Source organism: Nonomuraea sp. B1E8, from assembly GCF_039871515.1.
GTDB lineage: Bacteria > Actinomycetota > Actinomycetes > Streptosporangiales > Streptosporangiaceae > Nonomuraea.
Window position 1 is genome coordinate 256,647 of the sequence record NZ_JBDPLS010000004.1, and the last position, 21,249, is coordinate 277,895.

16 protein-coding genes are annotated in these 21,249 nt (G+C 74.2%); 7 read left to right on the forward strand and 9 right to left on the reverse strand.

Annotated features, from left to right (window positions below):
- Positions 1-6 precede the first annotated feature (6 nt).
- Entirely contained in the window at positions 7-2,133 is a 2,127-nt protein-coding gene (locus ABGA98_RS16175; protein WP_347619109.1) for an ATP-dependent RecD-like DNA helicase, read from the reverse strand.
- A 93-nt stretch (positions 2,134-2,226) separates the two neighbouring features.
- Positions 2,227-3,360, reverse strand: coding sequence for an acetate kinase (locus ABGA98_RS16180; protein WP_347619110.1), 1,134 nt, complete (start codon positions 3,358-3,360; stop codon positions 2,227-2,229).
- 121 nt (positions 3,361-3,481) lie between these two features.
- Between ABGA98_RS16180 and ABGA98_RS16185 the strand changes: the two genes are divergently transcribed.
- Genes ABGA98_RS16185 through ABGA98_RS16200 form a run of 4 tightly spaced genes read left to right on the forward strand, consistent with a single transcriptional unit; the run spans position 3,482 to position 7,241 of the window.
- A complete protein-coding gene (locus tag ABGA98_RS16185) occupies positions 3,482-3,970 on the forward strand; it encodes a 2Fe-2S iron-sulfur cluster-binding protein (RefSeq protein ID WP_347619111.1) in 489 nt (162 codons plus the stop codon).
- Entirely contained in the window at positions 3,967-4,938 is a 972-nt protein-coding gene (locus ABGA98_RS16190) for a xanthine dehydrogenase family protein subunit M (protein WP_347619112.1), read from the forward strand. The genes ABGA98_RS16185 and ABGA98_RS16190 overlap by 4 nt, the downstream gene beginning before the upstream one ends.
- Entirely contained in the window at positions 4,935-6,965 is a 2,031-nt protein-coding gene (locus tag ABGA98_RS16195) for a xanthine dehydrogenase family protein molybdopterin-binding subunit (protein ID WP_347619113.1), read from the forward strand. Before ABGA98_RS16190 ends, ABGA98_RS16195 begins: the two co-directional genes overlap by 4 nt.
- Positions 6,966-7,010: 45 nt before the next feature.
- The gene (locus ABGA98_RS16200; RefSeq protein ID WP_347619114.1) at positions 7,011-7,241 is read left to right on the forward strand and encodes a hypothetical protein; all 231 of its coding nucleotides are present in this window, start codon (positions 7,011-7,013) and stop codon (positions 7,239-7,241) included.
- Here the strand turns inward: ABGA98_RS16200 and ABGA98_RS16205 are convergent.
- The 7 genes from ABGA98_RS16205 to ABGA98_RS16235 all read right to left on the reverse strand — a co-directional run bounded on the left by ABGA98_RS16205 (position 7,169) and on the right by ABGA98_RS16235 (position 14,094).
- Complete coding sequence (locus ABGA98_RS16205; protein ID WP_347619115.1) at positions 7,169-7,507, reverse strand: monovalent cation/H(+) antiporter subunit G; 339 nt, start codon at positions 7,505-7,507, stop codon at positions 7,169-7,171. The genes ABGA98_RS16200 and ABGA98_RS16205 overlap by 73 nt on opposite strands.
- Positions 7,504-7,764, reverse strand: coding sequence for a monovalent cation/H+ antiporter complex subunit F (locus tag ABGA98_RS16210; protein ID WP_347619116.1), 261 nt, complete (start codon positions 7,762-7,764; stop codon positions 7,504-7,506). Before ABGA98_RS16210 ends, ABGA98_RS16205 begins: the two co-directional genes overlap by 4 nt.
- The gene (locus tag ABGA98_RS16215) at positions 7,761-8,300 is read right to left on the reverse strand and encodes a Na+/H+ antiporter subunit E (protein ID WP_347619117.1); all 540 of its coding nucleotides are present in this window, start codon (positions 8,298-8,300) and stop codon (positions 7,761-7,763) included. Before ABGA98_RS16215 ends, ABGA98_RS16210 begins: the two co-directional genes overlap by 4 nt.
- Entirely contained in the window at positions 8,297-9,865 is a 1,569-nt protein-coding gene (locus ABGA98_RS16220; protein ID WP_347619118.1) for a Na+/H+ antiporter subunit D, read from the reverse strand. The genes ABGA98_RS16215 and ABGA98_RS16220 overlap by 4 nt, the downstream gene beginning before the upstream one ends.
- Positions 9,866-9,899: 34 nt before the next feature.
- Positions 9,900-10,718, reverse strand: coding sequence for a Na(+)/H(+) antiporter subunit C (locus ABGA98_RS16225; protein WP_347619119.1), 819 nt, complete (start codon positions 10,716-10,718; stop codon positions 9,900-9,902).
- A complete protein-coding gene (locus ABGA98_RS16230) occupies positions 10,715-13,477 on the reverse strand; it encodes a Na+/H+ antiporter subunit A (RefSeq protein WP_347619120.1) in 2,763 nt (920 codons plus the stop codon). Before ABGA98_RS16230 ends, ABGA98_RS16225 begins: the two co-directional genes overlap by 4 nt.
- Before the next feature lie 197 nt (positions 13,478-13,674).
- Positions 13,675-14,094 carry an SRPBCC family protein gene (locus ABGA98_RS16235; protein ID WP_347619121.1) on the reverse strand — a complete coding sequence of 140 codons (420 nt, stop codon included), beginning with the start codon at positions 14,092-14,094 and terminating at the stop codon, positions 13,675-13,677.
- Positions 14,095-14,265: 171 nt separating this feature from the next.
- Between ABGA98_RS16235 and ABGA98_RS16240 the strand changes: the two genes are divergently transcribed.
- From ABGA98_RS16240 to ABGA98_RS16250, 3 genes are read left to right on the forward strand one after another with little or no spacing between them, the layout of a single operon-like run.
- A complete protein-coding gene (locus ABGA98_RS16240) occupies positions 14,266-15,897 on the forward strand; it encodes a TIGR02677 family protein (RefSeq protein WP_347619122.1) in 1,632 nt (543 codons plus the stop codon).
- A complete protein-coding gene (locus tag ABGA98_RS16245) occupies positions 15,894-17,108 on the forward strand; it encodes a TIGR02678 family protein (protein WP_347619123.1) in 1,215 nt (404 codons plus the stop codon). The genes ABGA98_RS16240 and ABGA98_RS16245 overlap by 4 nt, the downstream gene beginning before the upstream one ends.
- Positions 17,105-21,187, forward strand: a complete 4,083-nt coding sequence (locus ABGA98_RS16250) for a TIGR02680 family protein (RefSeq protein WP_347619124.1) — start codon at positions 17,105-17,107, stop codon at positions 21,185-21,187. The genes ABGA98_RS16245 and ABGA98_RS16250 overlap by 4 nt, the downstream gene beginning before the upstream one ends.
- Positions 21,188-21,249 lie beyond the last annotated feature (62 nt).

Below are 21,249 nucleotides of genomic sequence, written 5' to 3' on the forward strand. Positions count from 1 at the left end.
GCGACGTCAGCTCTCGAGGCTGAGAGCCAGGCGACGGGCCAGGCCGGTGTTCCTGCGCCGGCCCACCCGGTGCACCGCCAGCTCCAGCGCCTCGCGCTGGCCGACGAGCACGACCCACGCCTTGGCCCTGGTGACCAGCGTGTAGAGCAGCTTGCGCCGCAACATGACGCCCCCGGCCTCGGCCACGATCGGCGCGACCACGAACGGGTATTCGCTGCCCTGCGAGCGGTGCACGCTGATGGCGTAGGCATGGGTCAGATCGTCGAGCTCGTCGAACCCGTAGCGCACGCTCTCGCCGTCGTCGGTGCGGATCTGGATCGTCCGCTCCTCCGGGATCACCGCGGTGACGGTCGCGGTCTCGCCGTTGAAGACTCCTTTGTCGTAGTTGTTGCGGATCGGCATGACCCGGTCGCCCACCCGGAACACCGTCGCCCCCGACCAGTGCTCGGCCTTGCCGTCGGCGGCGGGGTTGCGATGGTCCTGGATCAGCCGCCCGAGCGCGACGGCGCCCGTCTCGCCCCGGCGCATCGGGCACAACACCTGGACCTGGTCGGGCTCGACCTGCTGCTTGCGCGGGATCGCCACCATCGCCAGGTGGGCGACCCGCCGGGCGACCTGCTCGGGATCGTCGAGCTCCTCGAACCAGAACCCGCCCCCCACCGCAGGCGACCGGCCGGCGCGGATGCGGTGGGCGGCGTCGACGATGCCGCTGCCGCCCGCCTGCCGGAAGACGTGGGTGAGCTGGACCCGCGGGATCTCCGTGACGCGCAGCAGGTCGGCCAGCACGTCGCCGGGACCGATGCTCGGGAGCTGGTCGCTGTCGCCGATCAGCAGCAGGTGGCTGCCGGACGGCACGGCCGCGGTCAGCCGGGTCGCCAGGTGCAGGTCGAGCATGGACGCCTCGTCGACCACGATGAGGTCGGCCTGGGCGGGCCGCTCGTCGAACAGCGTCTCGGGGTCGGGATCGGGCTGCTGGGCGAGCATCCGGTGCACGGTCATGGCCGGCAGCCCGGTGAGCTCGGACAACCGCTTGGCCGCCTTGCCCGTGGGAGCGGTGAGCGTCACCGTGCCGCCCGCGGCCCTGACGGTGGTCGCGATGGCCTTCACCGTGTGGCTCTTGCCGCACCCCGGGCCGCCGGTGAGGAGGGAGAGCGTGCTGGTCAGCGCCATGTTGACGGCGGCGCGCTGGTCGTCGTGGAGCTCAGGGTCCTCCCGGAAGGCGCGCAGCGGCAGCGTGGAGCGGGCCCGCGCCAGCCGGGTGAGCTGCTCGGTCAGCGCCACCTCGCGGGCGTGGACGTGCTTGGCGTAGGCGACCGCCTGCCCGGGCCGGTCGGGGGCGGTCTCCACGACCAGGCGGCGCTCGCCCACGAGCGCGTCGACCATCGGCCGCACCAGCTCCTCGTCCTGCTCGATCAGCTCCGCCGTCTCTCTGACCAGGGCGGCGACGGGCACGAAACAGTGGCCGTCGCGGTTGCCCGCCGCCTCGACGCGGTCGAGCAGGGCCGCCTTGACCCGCTGCGGGCTGCGCTCGGGCACCCCCGACTGCAGAGCGATCTTGTCGGCGACGCGGAAGGCGATGCCCCTGACCCGCCCGATGAGTGTGTAGGGGTCGGTGGCCAGGACCTCGTCGGCGTCGGGCCCGAACACCTGGTAGATCTTCGCGGCCAGCAGCGGGCTGACCCCCAGGCCCTGCAACGTCACCATGAGCGCGGCGATCGCCTTCTGCTCCTGCCACGCCTGGACGATCTGCCCCTGCCGCTGCGGCCCGATGTTGACCACCTCGGTGAGCCGCTCCGGCTCGGCGTCGATCACCTTGAGCGTGGCCTCGCCGAAGTGGTCGACGATCGCGTACGCCAGCCGCGGCCCGATGCCCCTGATCAGCCCCGACCCGAGGTAGATGCGGATGGCGCGGACCGACGAGGGCGTCACCCGCTCGCACGCGCTCACCGCGAACCGCCTGCCGTGGCGCGGATGCCTGCTCCAGTCGCCGGACAACCGCAGCGTCTCGCCCGGCTGCACCCCGCCCAGCGCCCGCCCGGTGGCCACGAAGCCGGGCACGCCGTCGGCGCTCATGCGCGCCACGGTGTATGCGTCCTCGCGGACGTAGACGAGCTGCTCGACCGACGCCTCCACAGCAGGGATCCAATCACCCGCCACCGACAGTCGTCCAAACGCCGGGCGCCGCGGTCAACGGCGGCGCCGGCCCGAGGGCCTGGCGGCGCTCCGTCAGGAATCCGTGTCCGCGAGGACGTCCAGGCACTCGCGGGCGAGCTGCAGCTCCTCGCGTGCCTGGACCACCAGGACGGGTACGGCGGCGCCGGGCGCGCTGACCGGCCCGTCGTCGTGGCGGTTGCCGCGTACGGGAGGCAGCACGCCGAGCAGGCCGAGACGGCCGCAGACGGCTTCGCGCACCTCGGGCTGGTCCCAGCCGATCTCCCCGGTGAACACGAGGGCGTCGATCCGCCGGAGCGAGGTGGCCGCGGCGGCGATCTCCCTGCTCACCCGGTGGCCGAACACGCGCAATGCCAGCGCGGCCGCGTCGTCACCGTCGCGCTCGGCCTTGACCAGGTCGCGCGTGTCACCGGACAGGCCGTCGGACAGGCCGAGCAGCCCCGACCGGCGCTCCAGCCCTTCGCCGAGCTCCGCCACCGACAGGTGGCCCTCCGACAGCAGCCACACCAGCATCCCCGGGTCCACGCTGCCCGAGCGCTTGCTCATGGGCAGCCCGTCGAGCGGAGTGAACCCCATCGAGGTGTCGAGGCTGCGCCCGCCCGACACCGCGCACACGGAGCAGCCGCCGCCCAGGTGCGCCAGCACCAGGTCCAGCTCCGCGAGCGGCCTGCCGAGCAGGTCGGCCACCCGGCCCGCGGCCCAGGCGTACGACAGGCCGTGGAAGCCGTACCGGCGCAGGCCGTGCCGCCTGCGCCATTCGGACGGCAGCGGATAGACCGCCGCCGCGTCCGGCAGGCCGGCGTGGAAGGCGGTGTCGGGGCAGAGCACGTGCGGCACGGCGGGCAGCTGCTCGCGGGCGGCGTCCAGCAGGGCCAGCGCGGGCGGCAGGTGCAGCGGCGCCAGGCCCGTGACGCCGCGCAACGCGGCGGCCGTCTCGTCGTCGGCGACCGCCGGGGCGCGCACGACCTCGCCGCCGTGCACCAGCCGGTGCGCCACGGCCCTGATGTCGCGGTCGAAGTGGCCGCCGAGGAACGCCGACAGCTCCTCCCGCGCGGCGTCAGGGGCGGCGGCGCGCCCAGCGTGCGCGCTGTCGATCACGCTGCCGCCCTGGACGAGATCGAGGCGCAGGCTCGACGAGCCGGCGTTCACGGTCAGGATCGCCGCGGAGTCCGTCGTCTGTTCGTCCATGGCCCGCCCCATGACCGCCGCGCTACCCGGCAGCGTCTCCGCAAAACTGGGCAAATCAAGGCTCCGTCTGGATTTGGCGTGCTCAGGATTGTTGCGCGAGGGCGTCGGGTAGTCGTGCGCCATGGACATCACCCTGAAGGTGAACGGCGCACCGCGCGCGGTCGACGTCGACCCGCGGATGTCGCTGCTCGATCTGCTGCGCGAGAGGCTGGGGCTGATCGGCGCCAAGAAGGGCTGTGACCACGGGCAGTGCGGCGCATGCACGGTCCTCGTCGACGGGCGGCGCGCCAACGCGTGCCTCGCGCTGGCGGTCGCCGTGGACGGTTCCGAGGTCACCACCGTCGAAGGGCTGGCCGAAGGGGACGACCTGCACCCGCTGCAGGCGGCCTTCATCGAACACGACGCGTTCCAGTGCGGCTACTGCACGCCGGGGCAGCTCTGCTCGGCCGTGGGCATGCTGGGGGAGCCGGGGCCGAGCGCCGTCACCGGCGATGTCGCGCTCGATCCCGAGCTGACGCCCGAGGAGATCAGGGAACGGATGAGCGGCAACCTGTGCAGGTGCGGCGCCTACGTCAACATCGTGAAGGCGATCGCCGAGGCCGCCCCGTGAAGCGCTTCGAGTACGCCCGCGCCGGCAGCCCGTCCGACGCCGTGCGCCGGTTCCGGCCCGGCACCATGTACCTGGGCGGCGGCACCAACCTGGTCGACCTCATGCGGCTCGGCGTGGCCGAGCCCGACCTGCTGGTGGACGTCAGCCGGCTGCCTCTCGACGTGATCGAGCCGGTCGGCGACCGGCTCCGCGTGGGCGCGGCCGTGCGCAACACCGATCTCGCCGCCGACCCGCTCGTGCGCACCCGCTACCCGATGCTCGCGCGGGCGGTGCTGGCCGGGGCGTCCGGGCAGGTGCGCAACATGGCGACCGTGGCCGGCAACCTGCTGCAACGCACCCGCTGCGCCTACTTCCAGGACGTGAGCAGGCCGTGCAACAAGCGCCGGCCGGGCTCCGGCTGCCCGGCCATCGAAGGCGACCACGGCAACCTGGCCGTGCTCGGCGCCTCCGGCGCGTGCGTGGCCACCCACCCGTCGGACATGGCGGTCGCGCTGGCCGCGCTGGACGCCGAGGTGCACGTCACCGGCCCGGGAGGCGACCGGATCATCCCGATGCCCGGGCTGCACCGCCTGCCGGGCGACGAGCCGGAACGTGACACGGTGCTGGAACCCGGCGACCTGATCACGGCCGTGGAGCTGCCCGCACCGCCGCCGGGGGCCTCCGCCTACCGGAAGGTGCGCGAGCGGGCGTCGTTCGCGTTCGCGCTCGTGTCCATCGCCGCCTCGCTCGACGTCGGCTCCGACGGTGTCGTGCGCGACTGCCGCATCGCGCTCGGCAGCGTGGCCCACGTCCCGTGGCGGGCCGCGCGCGCCGAGCGGCTGCTGGTCGGCGGGCCCGCCACCGGCGCGGCGTTCCTGGAGGCCGCGGAGGCCGAGCTCGGGCAGGCCCGCCCGCTGCCGCGTAACGCCTACAAGCTGCCGCTGGCCAGGAATCTGATCGTCGCGACCCTCGAGGAGCTGGCACCGTGAACCGCGTCGAGGGCCGCGTCAAGGTCACCGGGCTGGCCACGTACGCGGCCGAATACCCGGTCGAAGCCGTCGCCTACGCCTACATCGTGCAGTCGCTGGTCGCCAAGGGCCGCATCGTCCGCGTCCACGACGCCGAGGCCCGCGAGATGCCCGGCGTGCTGGCCGTGCTGTCCTGCGAGGATCCGCCCCGGCTGGCCGAGGACGCCGATGCCGAGCTGGCGCTCTTCCAGAGCCGCGACGTCGCCTACCGCGGCCAGATCGTCGCCGCCGTCGTCGCCGGCACCTACGAGAACGCCCGCGCCGCCGCCGCGGCCGTGCGCGTCGAGTACGACCCGGACGACCACGACGTCGCCCTCCGCACCGGCCATCCCGGCTTCTACCGGCCGGACGTCGTCAACCCCGATTACCCGTCCGACACCGTGAAAGGCGACGTCGAGGCGGGTCTCGCCGGCGCCGCCGCGAGCGTCGACGTGACGTACTCGACGCCTGTCCTGCACAACAACGCGATGGAGCCGCACGCCGCCCTGGCGGTGTGGGACCCCGAGGGCAGGCTGCTGGTCTACGACAGCACGCAGGGCGCGTCTCCCGACCGCGACACCATCGCGCGGACGTTCGGCCTGCGTGAGGAGGACGTGCGCGTGGTGTCCAGGCATGTCGGCGGCGGTTTCGGGTCGAAAGGCTCCACCAGGCCGCACGCCGTGCTCGCCGCCCTGGCGGCCAGGGCCGCGGGCCGCCCGGTCAAGATCGCGCTGACCCGGCAGCAGATGTTCGACGTCACCGGTTACCGCACGCCGACGATCCAGCGGCTGCGGCTCGGCGCGGACGCCGGCGGCCGGCTCACGGCGGTGGAGCACGTGGCGTACGAGCAGAGCTCGACGCTGGTGGAGTTCGCCGAGCAGACCGCGACCCCGGCCCGCGTCATGTACGCCACGCCCGCGCTGCGCACCGCGCACCGGCTGGTCCGGCTCGACGTGGCCACCCCGTCGTGGATGCGCGCGCCGGGGGAGTGCCCCGGCATGTACGCGCTCGAGTCCGCCATGGACGAGCTCGCCTGCGCCCTCGGCATGGACCCCGTCGAGCTGCGCGTCGTCAACGACGCCGACGCCGAGCCGGAGGGCGGGCTGCCGTTCAGCTCCCGCAACCTCGTCATGTGCCTGCGCGAGGGCGCCCGCCGCTTCGGCTGGCGGCACCGCGGCCCCGAGCCCGGCGTCAGGCGCGAGGGGGAGTGGCTGGTCGGCACCGGCGTGGCCGCCTCCACCTATCCGTCCAGGCGCCGCCCGGCCAGCGCGTTCGTCTTCCTGCGCGACGGTGACCACGTCGTCCAGGTGGCCGCCGCCGACATCGGCACCGGCGCCCGTACCGCGCTGGCCAGGATCGCCGCGGACACGCTCGGCGTCCCACCCGATCAGGTGCACGTCGAGCTCGGCGACAGCGACCTGCCGGAGGCGCCCGTCGCCGGCGGCTCCATGGGCACCGCCTCGTGGGGGTCGGCCGTCGTACGGGCCTGCGAGGAGCTCAGGAACGGCGACGGCAAGGAGGGCCGCGCCGACACCACCGGCGAGGTCGGGAACGACGCGCAGCTGGCCAGGCACGCCTTCGGCGCGCAGTTCGCCGAGGTCCGGGTCAGCTCCGTGACCGGCGAGATCCGCGTGCCGCGCCTGCTCGGCGTCTTCGCCGCCGGGCGCATCGTGGAGCCCAAGCTGGCCAGGTCGCAGTTCATCGGCGGGATGACGATGGGCCTCGGGATGGCGCTGATGGAGGAGACGCTCACCGACGAGGAGTTCGGCGGGTTCCTGCGCAGGGACCTGGCGCAGTATCACGTGCCCGCCTGCGCCGACGTGCCGGACGTCGAGGCGGTCTGGCTGGACGAGCAGGACGGCGAGCTCAACCCGATGGGCAGCAAGGGCATCGGCGAGATCGGCATCGTCGGCACGGCCGCGGCCATCGGCAACGCCGTGCACCACGCGACCGGTCATCGCGTGCGCGACCTGCCCATTACGCCGGTCAAGATTCTGTCAAGGTTGTAGCCGCCGCGCCGGAGGAAGGAGAGGGGCCGCTCCAACCGTTACGGCTTGGCCGGCGCGCTCGCCCTGGCCGCGTCGATGACCACGGCCAGGATGTTCGTGATCGACTACCTGTTCGACGCCGCGCCGGCCGGGGCCACCGCGGGCGTGCCGGCCCTGCCGGCGTCGTGGACCCGGTTCGGCCAGCCGGCGCTGACCAGGTCGGATCAGTCGACGGATGCGTCGCCGGGCGGCGCCGACGAGCCGTCGCCGGGCGGCGCCGACGACCCCCGGGCGTAGGACGCCCTGGCCACCATGTAGGCCGCGACCGACACGGTGATCACCTGGGAGATCCCGGCGAGGAGCAGCGGGCCGGCGGTCGCCCAGGTGGGACGGTGCAGCCACATGGCGAGCAGCACCAGCAGCACGCCCAGGACCTGCGGTTTCGTGCCGGCGTGCATACGATCCAGTGTGGTGCGGAACCGTACGAGGCCGACGCCGGCCGCCAGCGCCAGCACCGACCCCAGCAGCAGGAAGGCCGCCGCCGCCACGTCGAGCGCGCTCACCGCGACCTCCCCGAGAAGAAGCGGGCCAGCGACACCGAGCCGACGAACCCCAGCAGCGACAGCACCAGCAGGATCGGCAGGTCCGAGTAGTCGTCCATGACCACCGCGAACGCCCCCGCGCCGCACATCGCCATGGCCGTCAGCACGTCCAGGGCCACGGCCCGGTCGAGCATCGAGGGCCCGCGCCACAGCCGGAAGAGCGTGGCGGCCGCCCCGCAGCCGAGCAGGCCGATCGCCACCAGGTACACCGCCTTCACCGCAGTTCCTCCCTGTCGGCCCGGGTGCCGAAGGCCTCCACGATGCGCCTCTCCAGCGCGGTGATGTCGGCCCGCACGGCCTCGGTGACATCGCCGGGGCGCCCCAGCACGTGCACCGCCAGCTCGTGTTCCTCGGGGTAGAGCTCCGCCACCAGGCTGCCGGGCAAGGAGGTGATCGCGACCATGGTCAGGACGACCATGGACTCCGACGACGTGCGCATCCGCACGCGGACGACCTGCGTCGGCGGCGGGCCCGGATGGACCACCCAGTACACCACCCGCAGGGTCGAGACCACCCCCTCCGCGGTGAGCCAGAGCAGGAACCGCACCAGGCCGGCCGGGTTGACCCTGATGCCGGGGTCCACGGCGGGCAGCGGCAGCAGCCAGGTCACCACGATCCCGGCGGCCAGCCCGCCCAGCAGGTTGCCGGCGCTGACGTCCCCCCACAACGCCGTCCACACCAGCGTCAGCCAGGCGACCAGCGGCAGCGGCACCCGCCTGCCGAACACCCGCGGCGCCAGCACGTTCAGGTTCACCGTTCCCTCCCCAGGACCGCCGTGATGTACGGCTCGCGCTCCATCAGCTCGCTCGCCGCCCGCCCGGCCAGCGCCGACAGCGGCCCGGCGAACGCCGTGAACGACAGGCCGAGCGCCACCAGTGCCGTCACCGACACGGTCAGGGCCGCCGGCAGCGACGTCGTGGTCACCGTCGGGTCCTCGCCGGTGTCCTCCTCGCTCTCCACCACCGTGCCCACCCGCTCGGCGCGCGAAGCGCTCCAGAACGCCCTGTTCCAGGCCTTGGCGAGGGCGTACAGCGTGAGCAGGCTCGTGACGAGGCTCGCGGCCACCAGCAGGCCCGCCTGCCAGCCGCCGGCCGCCAGCCCGGCCTGCACCAGCAGCAGCTTGCCCAGGAAACCCGACATGGGCGGGATGCCCGACAGGTTCATGGCCGGCACGAAGAACAGCACCGCGATCAGCGGCGTGGCCTTCATCAGGCCGCCGAGCCTGGTCACCGACGTCGTGCCGAAACGCCGCTCGATCATCCCCGTCACCAGGAACAGGCTCGTCTGCACGGTGATGTGGTGCACCACGTAGAAGATCGCGCCGGTCAGCCCGGCCCGCGTGGACAACGCCACGCCGAACACCATGTAGCCGATGTGGCTGACCAGCGTGAACGAGAGCATGCGCTTGAGGTCGGTCTGCGCGACCGCGCCGAGCACGCCCACCAGCATGGTGGCCAGCGCCAGCCACATCAGCAGCGTCGACACCGGGCCGCCGGGGAAAAGCAGCGCCTCCAGCCGGATGATCGAGTAGACGCCGACCTTGGTGAGCAGACCGGCGAACACGGCCGTGGCCGGAGTCGGCGCGGTCGGGTAGGAGTCGGGCAACCACGCCGACATGGGGAAGATCGCCGCCTTGATCGCGAACGCCAGCAGCAGTGTCAGCTCCAGCAGCAGCTTCACGTCCTCGGGCAGCGACGGGAACCGCTCGGCGAGCTGCGCCAGCGCGAGCGTCCCCGTCGCCCCGTAGGTGACGGCCAGCGCCACCAGGAACAACATGGACGAGGCCAGGGCCATCAGCGTGTACGTCGCCCCGGCCCGGATCCTGGCTTCGGTGCCGCCGAACGTGAGCAGCACGTACGAACCGCTCAGCAGCAGCTCGAACGCCACGAACAGGTTGAACAGGTCGCCGGACAGGAACGCGTCCGCCACCCCGGCCACCATGACGAGGAAGGCCGGATGGAAGATCGCCATGGGAGCGTCGTGCTCCTGCTCGTCGTAGGCGTTGGCGACCGAGTACGCCATCACGCAGAACGTCACCGCCGACGAGATCACCAGCACCAGGGTCGAGAGGCGGTCGGCGACCAGGCAGATCCCGACCGGCGACGGCCACCCGCCCAGGGAGGTGACCAGCGGGCCGCGCGACTCGGCCGCCACCAGCAGCACCACGGACACGGCGAGCGACAGGCCGAGGGTGACGAGGCTGATGACCGACTGCAGCCGTCGCAGCCGGCCGCCGATGGCCAGCTTCACCCCGGCCGCCAGCAGCGGCAGCAGCACCGGCACGCAGATGAGGCTCTCCACGGGCAGGGAGGGCACCACGCTCAGCCCCTTTCCGCGTCGGAGTGGCGCTCCATCAGTCGTCCCCCTCCAGGTCGGGGTCCTGCGCGAGCGCCTGGCGCTCGCGCTCCTCCCTGATGGCCGCCCGCATCTGCCTGCGCGCCTCCCGCTGCCGCACCCGCAACCTCCTGCGCAGTTCCTTCACCTCGGCCGCCTGGGCCGCCCGCCGGCGGGCGTGCTCGCCGCGCAGTTCCTCGATGCGCGCGAGGTTGTCGCCCGCCCGTGCCTCCTCCCGCAGCCCGACCTCCTCGAAGCGCCGGTGCAGCTCCTCCTCCGACAGTCCCTGCTCCCGGCCCTGGCGCATCCAGTCCTCAAGCTCGTCGTGCACCCGGGTCAGGCGCCGCTCCAGGTCGGCCTCCTGCAGCCGCTCCCGCTCGGCCTGCTCGGCCTGCAGGTTCGCCAGCTCGGCCCGCTGCCGCACGAGCAGCCGGCGGTAGTCGTCCACCCTGCGCCGGACCGCGTCGCCCAGCTCGCCGCGCCGAGAGAGCAGCCGCACGCGCCGGTCCTCGGTGTCGTCCTGCACCTCGTCGGACCCCGTCAGCTGCCACGTCCGGTGCACCATGGCCAGCAGGAACGCCGTCACGCCCATGGTGATCACGATGGCGGTGAGCACCATCGCCTGCGGCAGCGGATCGGCCATCCTGGCGGGCGGCGTGACCCCCAGGAGGGGCGGGCCGCCGGCGCTGCTCCCCGCCGTGACGATCAGCAGGTTCACGCCGTTGCCGAGGACGATGACGCCGGCGAGCGCGCGTACCAGGCTCCGCTCCAGCAGCAGCGTCACCCCCGTCGTGATCATCACGAGGCAGGCCAGGAACGGCGCCAGGGAGACGGTCACGAGATCTCCCCGGCGTCGATCTGCCGGTCCAGCTCGGCGCCCAGGCCGCGCAGCACGTCCTGCACCATGCCGATCACCGACAGGTACACGCCGAGGTCGAACAGCAGCCCGGTGGACAGGTGCACGTGCCCGGCGAGCGGCACGCTCACGTCCGTGGCCAGCATGTCCAGCGCCGCCGAGCCGAACAGCAGCCCGATCAGCGCCGTGCCCGCCGACAGCGTCAGCCCGGCGCCCATCAGCACGCCCGCGTGCACCGGCACCGCCACGGCCAGCTCGTTCCGCCCGCCGGCCAGGTAGCGCACGGCGATCGCCAGCCCGGCCACGATGCCGCCGGCGAACCCGCCGCCGACCCCGCTGTGCCCGACGAACAGCAGGAACACCGAGAGCAGCAGCACCGTGTGGAACGTCAGCCTGGCCACCACGTCGAACGCCAGCACCCGCTGCCCGCGCGGAAGCGTGGAGGCCAGCCAGTGCGGCTCCGCCGGCGGGTGCTCCGCCTCCACCGGCTCGATCTGGTACGACCTGCGCCGCAGGAACACCAGGCTCGTCAGGCCCAGGGTCAGCACGACGAGCACCGTGCTCTCGCCCAGGGTGTCCCAGGCGCGGATGTCGACGATCAGCGCGGTGACGATGTTGCGGGCGCCCGCCTCCTCGGCCGCCATCGCCATGTGCGCGCCGACCGGATCGACGTCGCGCGCGCTGCTCGCGAGCATGCCCGCGCCGGTGAGGACCACCCCCACGGCCAGCCCGAGCGCGATCCTGACCGGGAACGGCAGCCGCCCCCTGCCCGGGTCGACCGGCAGCCGCCGCAGCACCAGGGCGAAGACCACCAGGAGCAGCGTCTCGGCCAGGAACTGGGTGAGCGCCAGGTCGGGCGAGCCGTGCACGAGGAACAGCAGCGCGGTCCCGTACCCCAGCATGCCGACGACGACGGCCAGGAAGATGGAGGCGCGGGCGAGCAGCGCCAGCACGGCCGTAGCCGCGACCAGCACGGTGATGACGGGCTGCTCCGGCCGCTGCCAGGCGACGACCGGCACGTCCAGGCGCGGCGCACCTCCGTAGGCGACGGAGAACACGCCGACGCCGACCGTGGCCAGCATGGTGAGCATCAGGTAGTCGGGCACCGAGCCGCGCTGCACGAAGCCGGTCAGCTGGATGGCGAAGCGGTCGAGCCCGCGCAGGACGATCCAGAAGACCTGGCTGGAGTCCAGCACGGGCAGCACCGCCCTCACCCTGGCCACCGGCTCTCTGGCCGCGAACAGCAGCACGCCGGCGGCCAGCGCCGCGGCCGACAACAACAGCGGCAGGCCGAACCCGCTCCACACCACGAGGTGGGTCTCGTGGCCGGGATCGCGGAAGGCCCCCGTGTAGGCCGACATCGCGCTCGCGTACCAGGAGGCCGCCGGCGCCAGCGCCAGCCCCAGCACCGACAGCAGCGCGGTGGGGACGAACATGGCCGCGGGCACGCGGTGCACCGGCCGCGCCGCCACCCCCGGCTTGGCGGCGAACGCCCCCCACAGGAAGCGCAGCGTGTACGCCGCCGTCAGCGCCGACCCGGCCACCACGCCCGCCAGCGCGAACGGCGCGTCCAGCAGCGACTCCAGCGCCGCCTCCTTGGCGGCGAACCCCGCCAGCGGCGGCAGACCCGCCATCGACGCCCCCGCGAGCGCCGCCGCCGCGCACACCCAGGGCATCGCCCGGCCCACCCCGCTGAGCTCGCCCGTCTCGCGGCTGCCGGCCGCGTGGTCGACGATGCCCACCACGAGGAACAGGGAGGCCTTGAACAGCGCGTGCGCCACCAGCATGGCGACCCCGGCCAGCGCGGTCGCCCGCGTTCCCGCGCCGAAGAGCGCCACGAGGAAGCCCAGCTGGCTGACCGTGCCGTAGGCCAGCAGCCGCTTGAGATCCGTCTCGCGCAGCGCCCGCCAGCCGGCGAGCACCATCGTGACCAGCCCGAGCGGCACGGCCACCGCCCGCCACAGCGCCACGTCGCCGAACGCCGGGCCGAGCCTGGCCACCAGGTACACGCCCGCCTTCACCATGGCCGCCGCGTGCAGGTACGCCGACACGGGCGTGGGCGCGGCCATCGCGGCGGGCAGCCACGTGCTGAACGGGAAGATCGCCGACTTGGCCAGCGCCCCCGTCAGCACCAGCACCAGCGCGACCGGCCCGGCCGCCGGGGGATCGGCCGCGATCGCCGACACCCGGTACGTGCCCGCCGCCTGACCGATCAGCACGAACCCCGCCAGCATGCACAGCCCGCCGAACGTGGTGATCGTCAGCGCCTTCATCGCCGCCTGCCTGCTCGCCCGGCTCACCGGGTCGTAGCCGATCAGCAGGTACGAGAAGACGGTGGTCAGCTCCCAGAACACGTACAGCAGGAGCAGGTTGTCGGCCGTCACCAGCCCCAGCATCGACCCGGCGAAGGCCACCATCACGCCGCCGTAGCGGCCGAGCCCGTCGTCGTCCGCCGGCAGGTACGCGGCGCTGTAGCCCAGCACCAGCACGCCGACGCCCGTCACCAGCGCCATCATCACCACGGCCAGCGGGTCGGCGCGGAAGTCCAGCTCCAGCTGTATCACCGGCGCCCACGTGGTGGCCTCCCGCGCGGGCAGCCCCCGCACCGCCACCCAGAGCGTGTAGACGAAGGCGGCGGCCGGCGGCACGGCCAGTACGGCGAAGGAGGCGCGTCCCATGCGGGCGGCCAGCCAGGGAGCGCAGATCGCCGCCACCGCGTGGAGGACCAGCAGCAGCTCCATGGGCTCCTCGGGCGGGAAATTCCGGTTACGTCCGCCCAATCTCTCCCGCGGTGCCCCCGCCGCCGCGCAGGCACGGCCGGGGTTGACCCGAACCTCACCACTCCCACACCCGGGTGTGGGACGGAGCCGTCAACGCCGTGGCGCCTCAGGGCGCCGGCACGCCATCCGCCTGCCGGCGACAGGAGCCGTCAGCGCGTTCAGCCGGCGTCGTCGACGCGCCGGCGCACCTCGTCGGCCAGCTGGCCCAGTGACCGGTCGAGCAGCTCGCGCACCTCGTCGGCGTGGGCCCCCGAGCCGGGCTCGTCGAGCAGCGAGATGTGCACGGTCACCTCGCTGGTGCCGCTCGCCGCGTCGGAGACCTGCAGCCAGCCGGCGTAGCCGGGATGGTCGCGCCCGCCCCACTCCACGCGCAGCTGCTCGTCCGAGGCCCGGAACAACCCTTCGTGCGGGCCCGGGCCGGGCACCAGCTCGCCGCCCGCCTCCACGGTGCCGGGGCCGCTGCCGGTCACCGTCAGGCCCTGCGGCAGCCACCTGTCCATGATCTCCACGTCGGACGCGACGCCGTACACGATCATGCTGTCGGCCGGCATGCCGCGCGTCGCCTCGAACTCCGCCATCACACCCCCCGGCACACCCCCTGGCACACCCCCTGGCACACCCCCCGGTCAATGCTCCCGCCGTACCCGTGTGATGTGCGGGCAAACAGCCGCCGGTCCGCCGGGTCCTGCCGCTACCTTTGCTGCCGGCGCGAGTCGTGCGGGTGTGTCGCGGGGGAGGGGAGCGGGGCGATGGCGGAGTTGCCACGGGTGCCGCCGGAGATGTTCCGGTTCACCACCACCGAGCGGGCCGACCTGAACACCGCCGTCCTCTGCGCCTTCGGCGAGGCCGCCGAGCGGCTCGAGACGGCGCTGACCTCGGAAGAGGTGCACGAGCGGCTGCGATCGGTGGGATGGTACGCGCCGGTCGCCGACCACGACCTGTCCGGCACGCTCAAGCAGCTGGCCGGCTGGGGGCTGCTCGACGTGATCTTCAACCACGCCGGCGGTTTCGCGACCGCCGAGGAGTACGAGCGCAGGAACCTGCACTATGCGCTGACCAGGCGCGGGGAGGCGGCGCTCGCCGGGCTGCGGCACGCGATGGCGACGCTGGACTCGGCGGGCGCGTTGCAGACCGCGGTGCTCGACGCCATCGCCGAGCGGCTGGGGGAGCTGGAGGTCCTGCTGCGCGACCCCGATCCGGGGCGCAACCGGCGCATCTTCACCTGCCTGCGGGAGCTGGAGGGGCATCTCGACGGGCTGCGCACCGACACCAGGCGGTTCAACGGCGAGCTGCAGCGGCTGCTGCGCCTCGAAGGCGCCGATCTCGCCACGTTCCACGAGGTCAAGTCCGCCATGGTGACCTATCTGCAGGAGTTCGCCACCAGCCTGGAGCAGCGCGGCGAGGCCATCGCCGCCGCCCTGGAGAAGGTCGAGGAGCACGGCGTCGGCGTGCTGCACGCGCGGGCGCTCGACGGCGCCGACCTGCCGGGGACGCCCGGCACCGACCACGCCACCCCGTGGCTGGGGGTGCGGGCGGCCAGGTGGGAGGGGCTGCGGTCGTGGTTCGCCCACCACGACGGCACCGGCGACAGCGCCGACGGCGGCGCCGACCGCAGGGCCGGGGAGCGGGTCGTGCCGCGGGTGCGGCAGCTGCACGACGTGGCCAGGCAGGCGATCGTGGCGCTGTTGCAGGTGCTCGACCGGATCACCGACTCCCGCCGCCGCTCCTCCAGCGCCGCCGCCGACTTCCGTACGCTGGCCCGCTGGTTCGCCACCGCGCCCGCCGAGCACGACGCGCACCGGCTGTGGGACGCGGCGTTCGGGCTCGGCTCGGCCCGGCACGCGCACCTCGGGCACCCCGACGCCGAGCTGATCCCCTCCGGGGTCCCCTGGTCGGAGGCCGAGCCCGTGGAGGTGTCGGCGCTGCTGCGCTCGCGCGGGCGCACCGAGCGGATGGGCCGCACGGGCAGGGTCCGCGACGTGGCCGAGCTGCGGGCCGGGCGCCGGTCGCGGGCCGAGAAGGAGCGCGCCGAGCTGGAGGCCGCATGGGCGGCGCTGGCCACCACAGGGGCGATGCGGCTGTCGCGGCTGGGGGAGCTCGACCACGAGGCGTTCGGGCGGCTGCTCGACCTCCTCGGCCGGGCCCTCGCCGAACGCCCCGACGCGACAGGGGCCCGGCGGGCCGTCACCTCCGACGGGCGCGTCGAGATCGTGCTCAGGACGCCCGGCGACGGGGCCGTCGCGGTGTTGCGCACCTCCGAAGGGTGGTTCCGCGGTCCCGACTACCTCGTCGACGTACGCGCGCTCGGCGACACCCGCGCCGCCGCGCCCGCCGCCGCGCCCGCCGCCAGGCCGGCCGGCGAGCACCGGGTGGGCGCATGAGCAGCCTCGCCAACCAGCTCGTCAGGGCCGAGAAGGAGGAGATCGCGCGGGCGATCAGGACCCTGCTCGGCCGGCCGCTCGTGTCCCGGCAGAGTGACCCCGCCGCCTTCGACCTGATCAGGAAACGCCGCCGGCCGCTCATCCAGTGGTTCGACTACTTCTGCGGCTGGCGGCTGGTCGTGGAGCCGCGCCAGGGCTACGCCCGCCTGGTCAAGGTCAGGACCGAGCCGAGCGCCACCCGGCCCGCCCGCCGCCGCCGCGCCACCAGGGCGCCCTTCGACCGCCGCCGCTACACCCTGTTCTGCCTGTGCGCGGCCGAGCTGCTCACCTCGCCGGTCACCACGATCGGCATGCTCGCCCAGCGGGTCGTGCAGGCGGCCGCCGTCGAGCCGGACGTGCCCGTGTTCGACCCGGTCAAGGCCGCCGAGCGGGCCGCCCTCGTCGATGCGCTCAAGCTGCTCGAACACCTTGGCGCGATCACCGTCATGGACGGCGCGACCGACTCCTACCTGGACGACGAGGACGCCAAGGTGCTCTACCGGGTCGACACCACCCGCGTGATCAGGCTGCTCGCCGCGCCCGTGCCGCCGTCGAGGATCGCGGCCGGGCAGGCGGGCTCCGGCACGCTCGCCGAGCTGACCGCGGCGCTCGTCGCCGAGTCCCGCTACGGCGCCGACGAGCCGACCGAAACCCAGCGCACCCTCAGGGCCCGCCACTCGCTCGTCCGCCGGCTGCTCGACGAGCCCGTCGTCTACCGCGCCGACCTGACCTCCGCCGAGTCCGGCTACGCCGCCTCGCTCACCGGCCGCCGGATCCTGCGCCGCGCCGCCGAGGAGGCCGGCTTCGTGCTCGAAGAGCGCGCCGAGGGGTTCCTGCTCATCGACCCCGACGGCACCGCCACCGACACCCGGTTCCCCGACGACGGCAGCCACGCCAAGGTGGCCGCCCTGCTGCTGCTCGACCTGCTCGTCTCGGCCGGGCCCATCACCGCCCGGCGGCTCCACGCCGAGGCGGGCGGGCTGCTGCGCCGCTTCCCGCAGTGGGCGAAGGCGTACCAGTCCGACGGCGGCGGGGCGCGGCTGGCCGCCGACGCGCTGGAGGTGCTCACGATGTTCGGGCTGGCCCGCCGCACGGGTGACCGGGTCGCCGCCCTGCCCGCCGCGGCCCGCTACCGGGTCGACCGCGGCACGGCCGTCCAGGAGGATGCATGACAGTCACCGAGCTCACGCCCTCGCGCACCGCGCAGGCCGGTGAGGACCGCTGGGTTCCCGTACGCGCGGGGATCCTGAACGTGTGGCGTTACTACGACGAGGTGTTCGAGTTCCACCGGGGGCGGCTGCTGCTGCGCGGGCCCAACGGCAGCGGCAAGTCCAAGGTCCTGGAGCTGCTGCTGCCGTACCTGCTCGACGCCAGCCTCAAGCCGAGCAGGCTGTCGACGTTCGGCGGCACCGAACGCACCATGCACTGGAACCTCATGGGCGACGGCGCCGCCGGCGCCACCCGGGTCGGCTACGTGTGGATCGAGTTCCGGCACTCCGGCGGACGCTGGTTCACCTGCGGCGCCCGGCTCCAGGCCACCGTCCACACCAAGAACGTCACCGCCGCCTACTTCACGACCGAGTCCCGCGTCGGCACCCCCGACGGCATCCGGCTCAGCGGCGAGAGCGGCCAGCCGCTGACCAAGGTCCAGCTCGCCGACGAGCTCGGCACGTCGGGCACGGTGCACGACTCCGCCGACGCCTACCGCGCCGTCGTGCGCCGGACCCTGTACCGAGGGCTCAACGAACAGCGCTACGACTCGTTGCTCACCGCGCTGCGCCAGCTCCGCACCCCCAAGCTGTCCGAACGCCTCGACCCCGGGCTGCTGTCGGAGCTGCTGTCCAGCGCGCTGCCGCCGCTCGGCGAGGGCGAGATCCACGAGATCGCGGAGGGCTTCGAGCGGCTCGACCGGCAGCGCGAGGAACTGCGGCTGCTCGACCGCGACGTGGAGGAGGCCGACCGGCTGGCCGCCCGGCAGCGCGGGTACGCCCAGCGCGTCCTGCGGGCCGCCGCCGCGGCCGTGACGTCCGCCGGCCGGACGGTGGACTCGCTGGCCGCCGAGGTCCGGGCCAAGCGGGAGGCGCTCAAGGAGGCCGAGGGCGAGCTGGACGCCGCCGCCGTGCGGCTGGCGGAGGAGGAGTCGCAGGAACTGGCGCTGGCCGCCCAGATCGAAGGGCTCAAGGAGAGCGAGGCGTACCAGGCCGGCGGCGAGCTGCACCGGCTGCGTACGGAGGCGCAGGCCGCGCACGAGACGGCGGCCCGGCTGCGTGACCAGGCCGGTGCGGCGGCCCGCGCCTCCTCCGCCAAGGAGGAGCTGGCCGCCCTGGCCCAGGACGGCGCCCGCACGGCCGCCGCGCTGGCCGGCCGCGCCAGGGGCGAGGCCCGCAGAGCGGCCGAACGCGCCGGCCTGCTCGGCGTCCACGAGGAGAGCGCACGCGCCGCCGCCCGCGACGCCCGCGCGGAGCTCGGGGACGGGCCCGGCGGCGAGGCGGCCGGCGCTCCGCCGGGCGGGCCGGACGGCGAGGAGGACGTGCGCAGGGCGCGGGAGCTGCTGCGCGCCGCCGTGTCCAGCAGGGCCGCCCAGATCAGGGAGGTCAGGGCGGGGATCGCGGACCACCACGAGGCGATCGACCGCCGCGCCACCGCCGAGCAGGACCGCGACGTCGCCAGGGACGACCTCGCCGCCGCGAGGGCCGCCCACGACCAGGCCGAGCGCCTGCGCGACGAGCGGGCCCGCGACCTGGCCACGGCCCTGGCCGAGTGGGCCGCCGGCTGCACCCAGCTCAAGCTCGATCCCGGCGAGGCGGCCGAGCCGGCCGGGTCCGAGCAGGCGGACGAGCTGGTCGGCGCCGCCCGCACCGCCGCGGCCGTCCGCTACGCCGCCCGCGAGCAGCACCTGACGGGGCTGCGCGACCGGCTGGTCGCCGAGCGCGCCGACCTGACCAAGGAGCGCGAACGCCTCAACGACCAGACCGTCCTGGCGCCCCCCGCCCCGCCCACCCGTACCGCGAGCCGGCAGGGCCGCCCTGGCGCGCCGCTGTGGCGGGCCGTGGCGTTCAGGTCAGGGCTCGACCCGGTCGCCCAGGCGGGCGTGGAGGCCGCGCTCGAAGCGGCCGGCCTGCTCGACCTGTGGCTGCTGCCCGACGGCGGGTTCGACGCGGGCGAGCACGACGCCTTCGCCGTGGCCTCGCTGGCCAAGCCCGCCCCCGGCTACAGCCTCGCGCACGTGCTGTTCACGGAGGCGGACTCGCCCGTGCCCGCCGACACCGTGCTGTCCGGCATCGCGTTCGCGCCCAGCGCGATCGGCGTCGACCATCCGGCGGTCATCGGCGCCGACGGCACGTGGCGGCTCGGCCTCGCGGCGGGCCGCTGGGTCAAGCCCGAGCCCGCCTACATCGGCGCCACCGCCCGCGAGCGGGCCAGGCGCCGCCGCATCGCCGAGCTGGACGACCGGCTCGGCGAGCTCGCGGGCACGATCGCCGAGTGCGACCACCTGCTCGCCGTCGTCGAGGGCGACCGCGACACGCTCGCCGCCGAACTGCGGCGCAGGCCCGACAGGACACCGTACGCCGAGGCGGTCCAGGAGCTCGACGGCGCGGTACGAGGCGTCGCGTTGCTCGAAGACCGGCTCCACGCCTGCGAGCAGCGCCTGCACGAGCGCGAGCGGGACGTCGCCACATCACTGCGGCGGCTCACCGAGCTGGCCGCGAGCCACGCGCTGCCCACGGGCGCACCCGCGCTCGACAACCTGGAGGAGGCGCTGCGCGCCGCGGAGATGACCGGCACCGTCTGGCACGACCGGCGCGCCGCCGCCCGCACCGCCAGGGAACGCGCCGGGCACGCGCGCGAGACCGCCCGCGAATACCAGGCTCTGGCCGTGGCGGCCGTCGAACGCGCCGAGCAGGCCGCGGCCGCCGCCGTCGTCCTGGCGGAGAAGCTGACCGCCGTCGAGTCCGCCGTCGGCGCCGAGCACCACCAGATGCTCGAACAACTCCAGGAGACCCAGGCCGCCTACCAGGCCTGCCGCCGGCTCATCAAGTCGGTCAACGAGAGCCTGGCCCGGCTCAACGCCAGGCTCGGCCGGCTCAGGGGAGAGCTCGGCACGGCGGAGGAGAAGCACGCCGAGGCGGGGCGGACGCGCGACGAGGTGTGCGAACGGTTCCGGCGGCTGGCGGCCGGCCACCTGCCGGCGGACGCGCGGGTGACGGCCGAGCCGCCCGCGGGCTCCGGGGCCAGGGCGGTGCTGGAGTCGGCCGGGGCCGTCGCCGAGCAGCTGGCGGCCGTGCCGTACGAGCAGAAGAACGTCAGGGAGGCCGAGGCGCGGCTGCAGGACGCCTTCCACCACGCCAGGGAGGTCCTCGCCGGCCGGGCCGACCTGGAGCTGGCGCCCGACGACGACGTGCAGATGCTGACCGCCACCGTGAGCGGCGTGCGGGCGGGGGCCGCGGCTCTCAGCGCGGCCCTGCGCAAGGAGCGCGACGAGCGGCGCTCCGACATCACCGAGGCGGAGCGCGACCTGTTCGACCGGACGCTGGCCGGTGACACGCGCCGGCACCTGGCCGACCGCATCAGGCAGGCGAGTGCGCTGGTCGAGGGCATGAACCAGCGCCTCGAACGTGTCCGCACCGCCTCGCGGGTGGCCGTGCGGCTGGTGTGGCAGGTCGATCCCGCGCAGTCGCCCGGCACCCGCGCCGCCCGCGACCTGCTGCTGCGCGATCCCGCCGGGCTGAGCGAGGCCGACAAGGAGGCCCTCTACGTCTTCTTCAGGGACCGCGTGGAGGAGGCGCGGGCCGACGACTCGTCGGCGAGCTGGGAGGACCAGCTCATGAAGGTGCTCGACTACACCTCCTGGCACCGTTTCGTGGTCAGGCTCGAGCGGGGCGACGGGCAGGGCTGGCAGGACCTGACCAGGAAGCTGCACGGGGCGCTGTCCGGCGGGGAGAAGGCCATCGCCCTGCACCTGCCGCTGTTCGCCGCCGTGGCCGCGCACTACCAGACCGATCCGGGGTGCCCGCGCTTCATCCTGCTCGACGAGGTGTTCGTGGGGGTCGACAGGACCAACCGGGGGCAGGTGTTCGACCTGCTGGTCGATCTGGGGCTGGATCTGGTGCTCACGTCCGACCACGAGTGGTGCGAATATCGGGAACTGGACGGGATCGCGATCCACCAGCTCATCACGGGAGACGGCGACGACGCGGTGACCACGGCCCGGTTCGTCTGGAACGGCTACCGTACGCTGCCCGCCGAATGACCGTCGCCGCGCAGGCGAGATCCGGGCTGGACACGGATTGGCAACAATGTGTGCCGTCACGG

What these genes read in the sequence shown, in the direction of transcription:
- ABGA98_RS16250 (WP_347619124.1), top strand. Translation starts at nt 17,105, where the DNA reads ATGACAGTCACCGAGCTCACGCCCTCGCGCACCGCGCAGGCCGGTGAG.
- ABGA98_RS16240 (WP_347619122.1), top strand. Translation starts at nt 14,266, where the DNA reads ATGGCGGAGTTGCCACGGGTGCCGCCGGAGATGTTCCGGTTCACCACC.
- ABGA98_RS16180 (WP_347619110.1), bottom strand. Translation starts at nt 3,360, where the DNA reads ATGGACGAACAGACGACGGACTCCGCGGCGATCCTGACCGTGAACGCC.
- ABGA98_RS16230 (WP_347619120.1), bottom strand. Translation starts at nt 13,477, where the DNA reads ATGGAGCTGCTGCTGGTCCTCCACGCGGTGGCGGCGATCTGCGCTCCC.
- ABGA98_RS16245 (WP_347619123.1), top strand. Translation starts at nt 15,894, where the DNA reads ATGAGCAGCCTCGCCAACCAGCTCGTCAGGGCCGAGAAGGAGGAGATC.
- ABGA98_RS16235 (WP_347619121.1), bottom strand. Translation starts at nt 14,094, where the DNA reads ATGGCGGAGTTCGAGGCGACGCGCGGCATGCCGGCCGACAGCATGATC.
- ABGA98_RS16185 (WP_347619111.1), top strand. Translation starts at nt 3,482, where the DNA reads ATGGACATCACCCTGAAGGTGAACGGCGCACCGCGCGCGGTCGACGTC.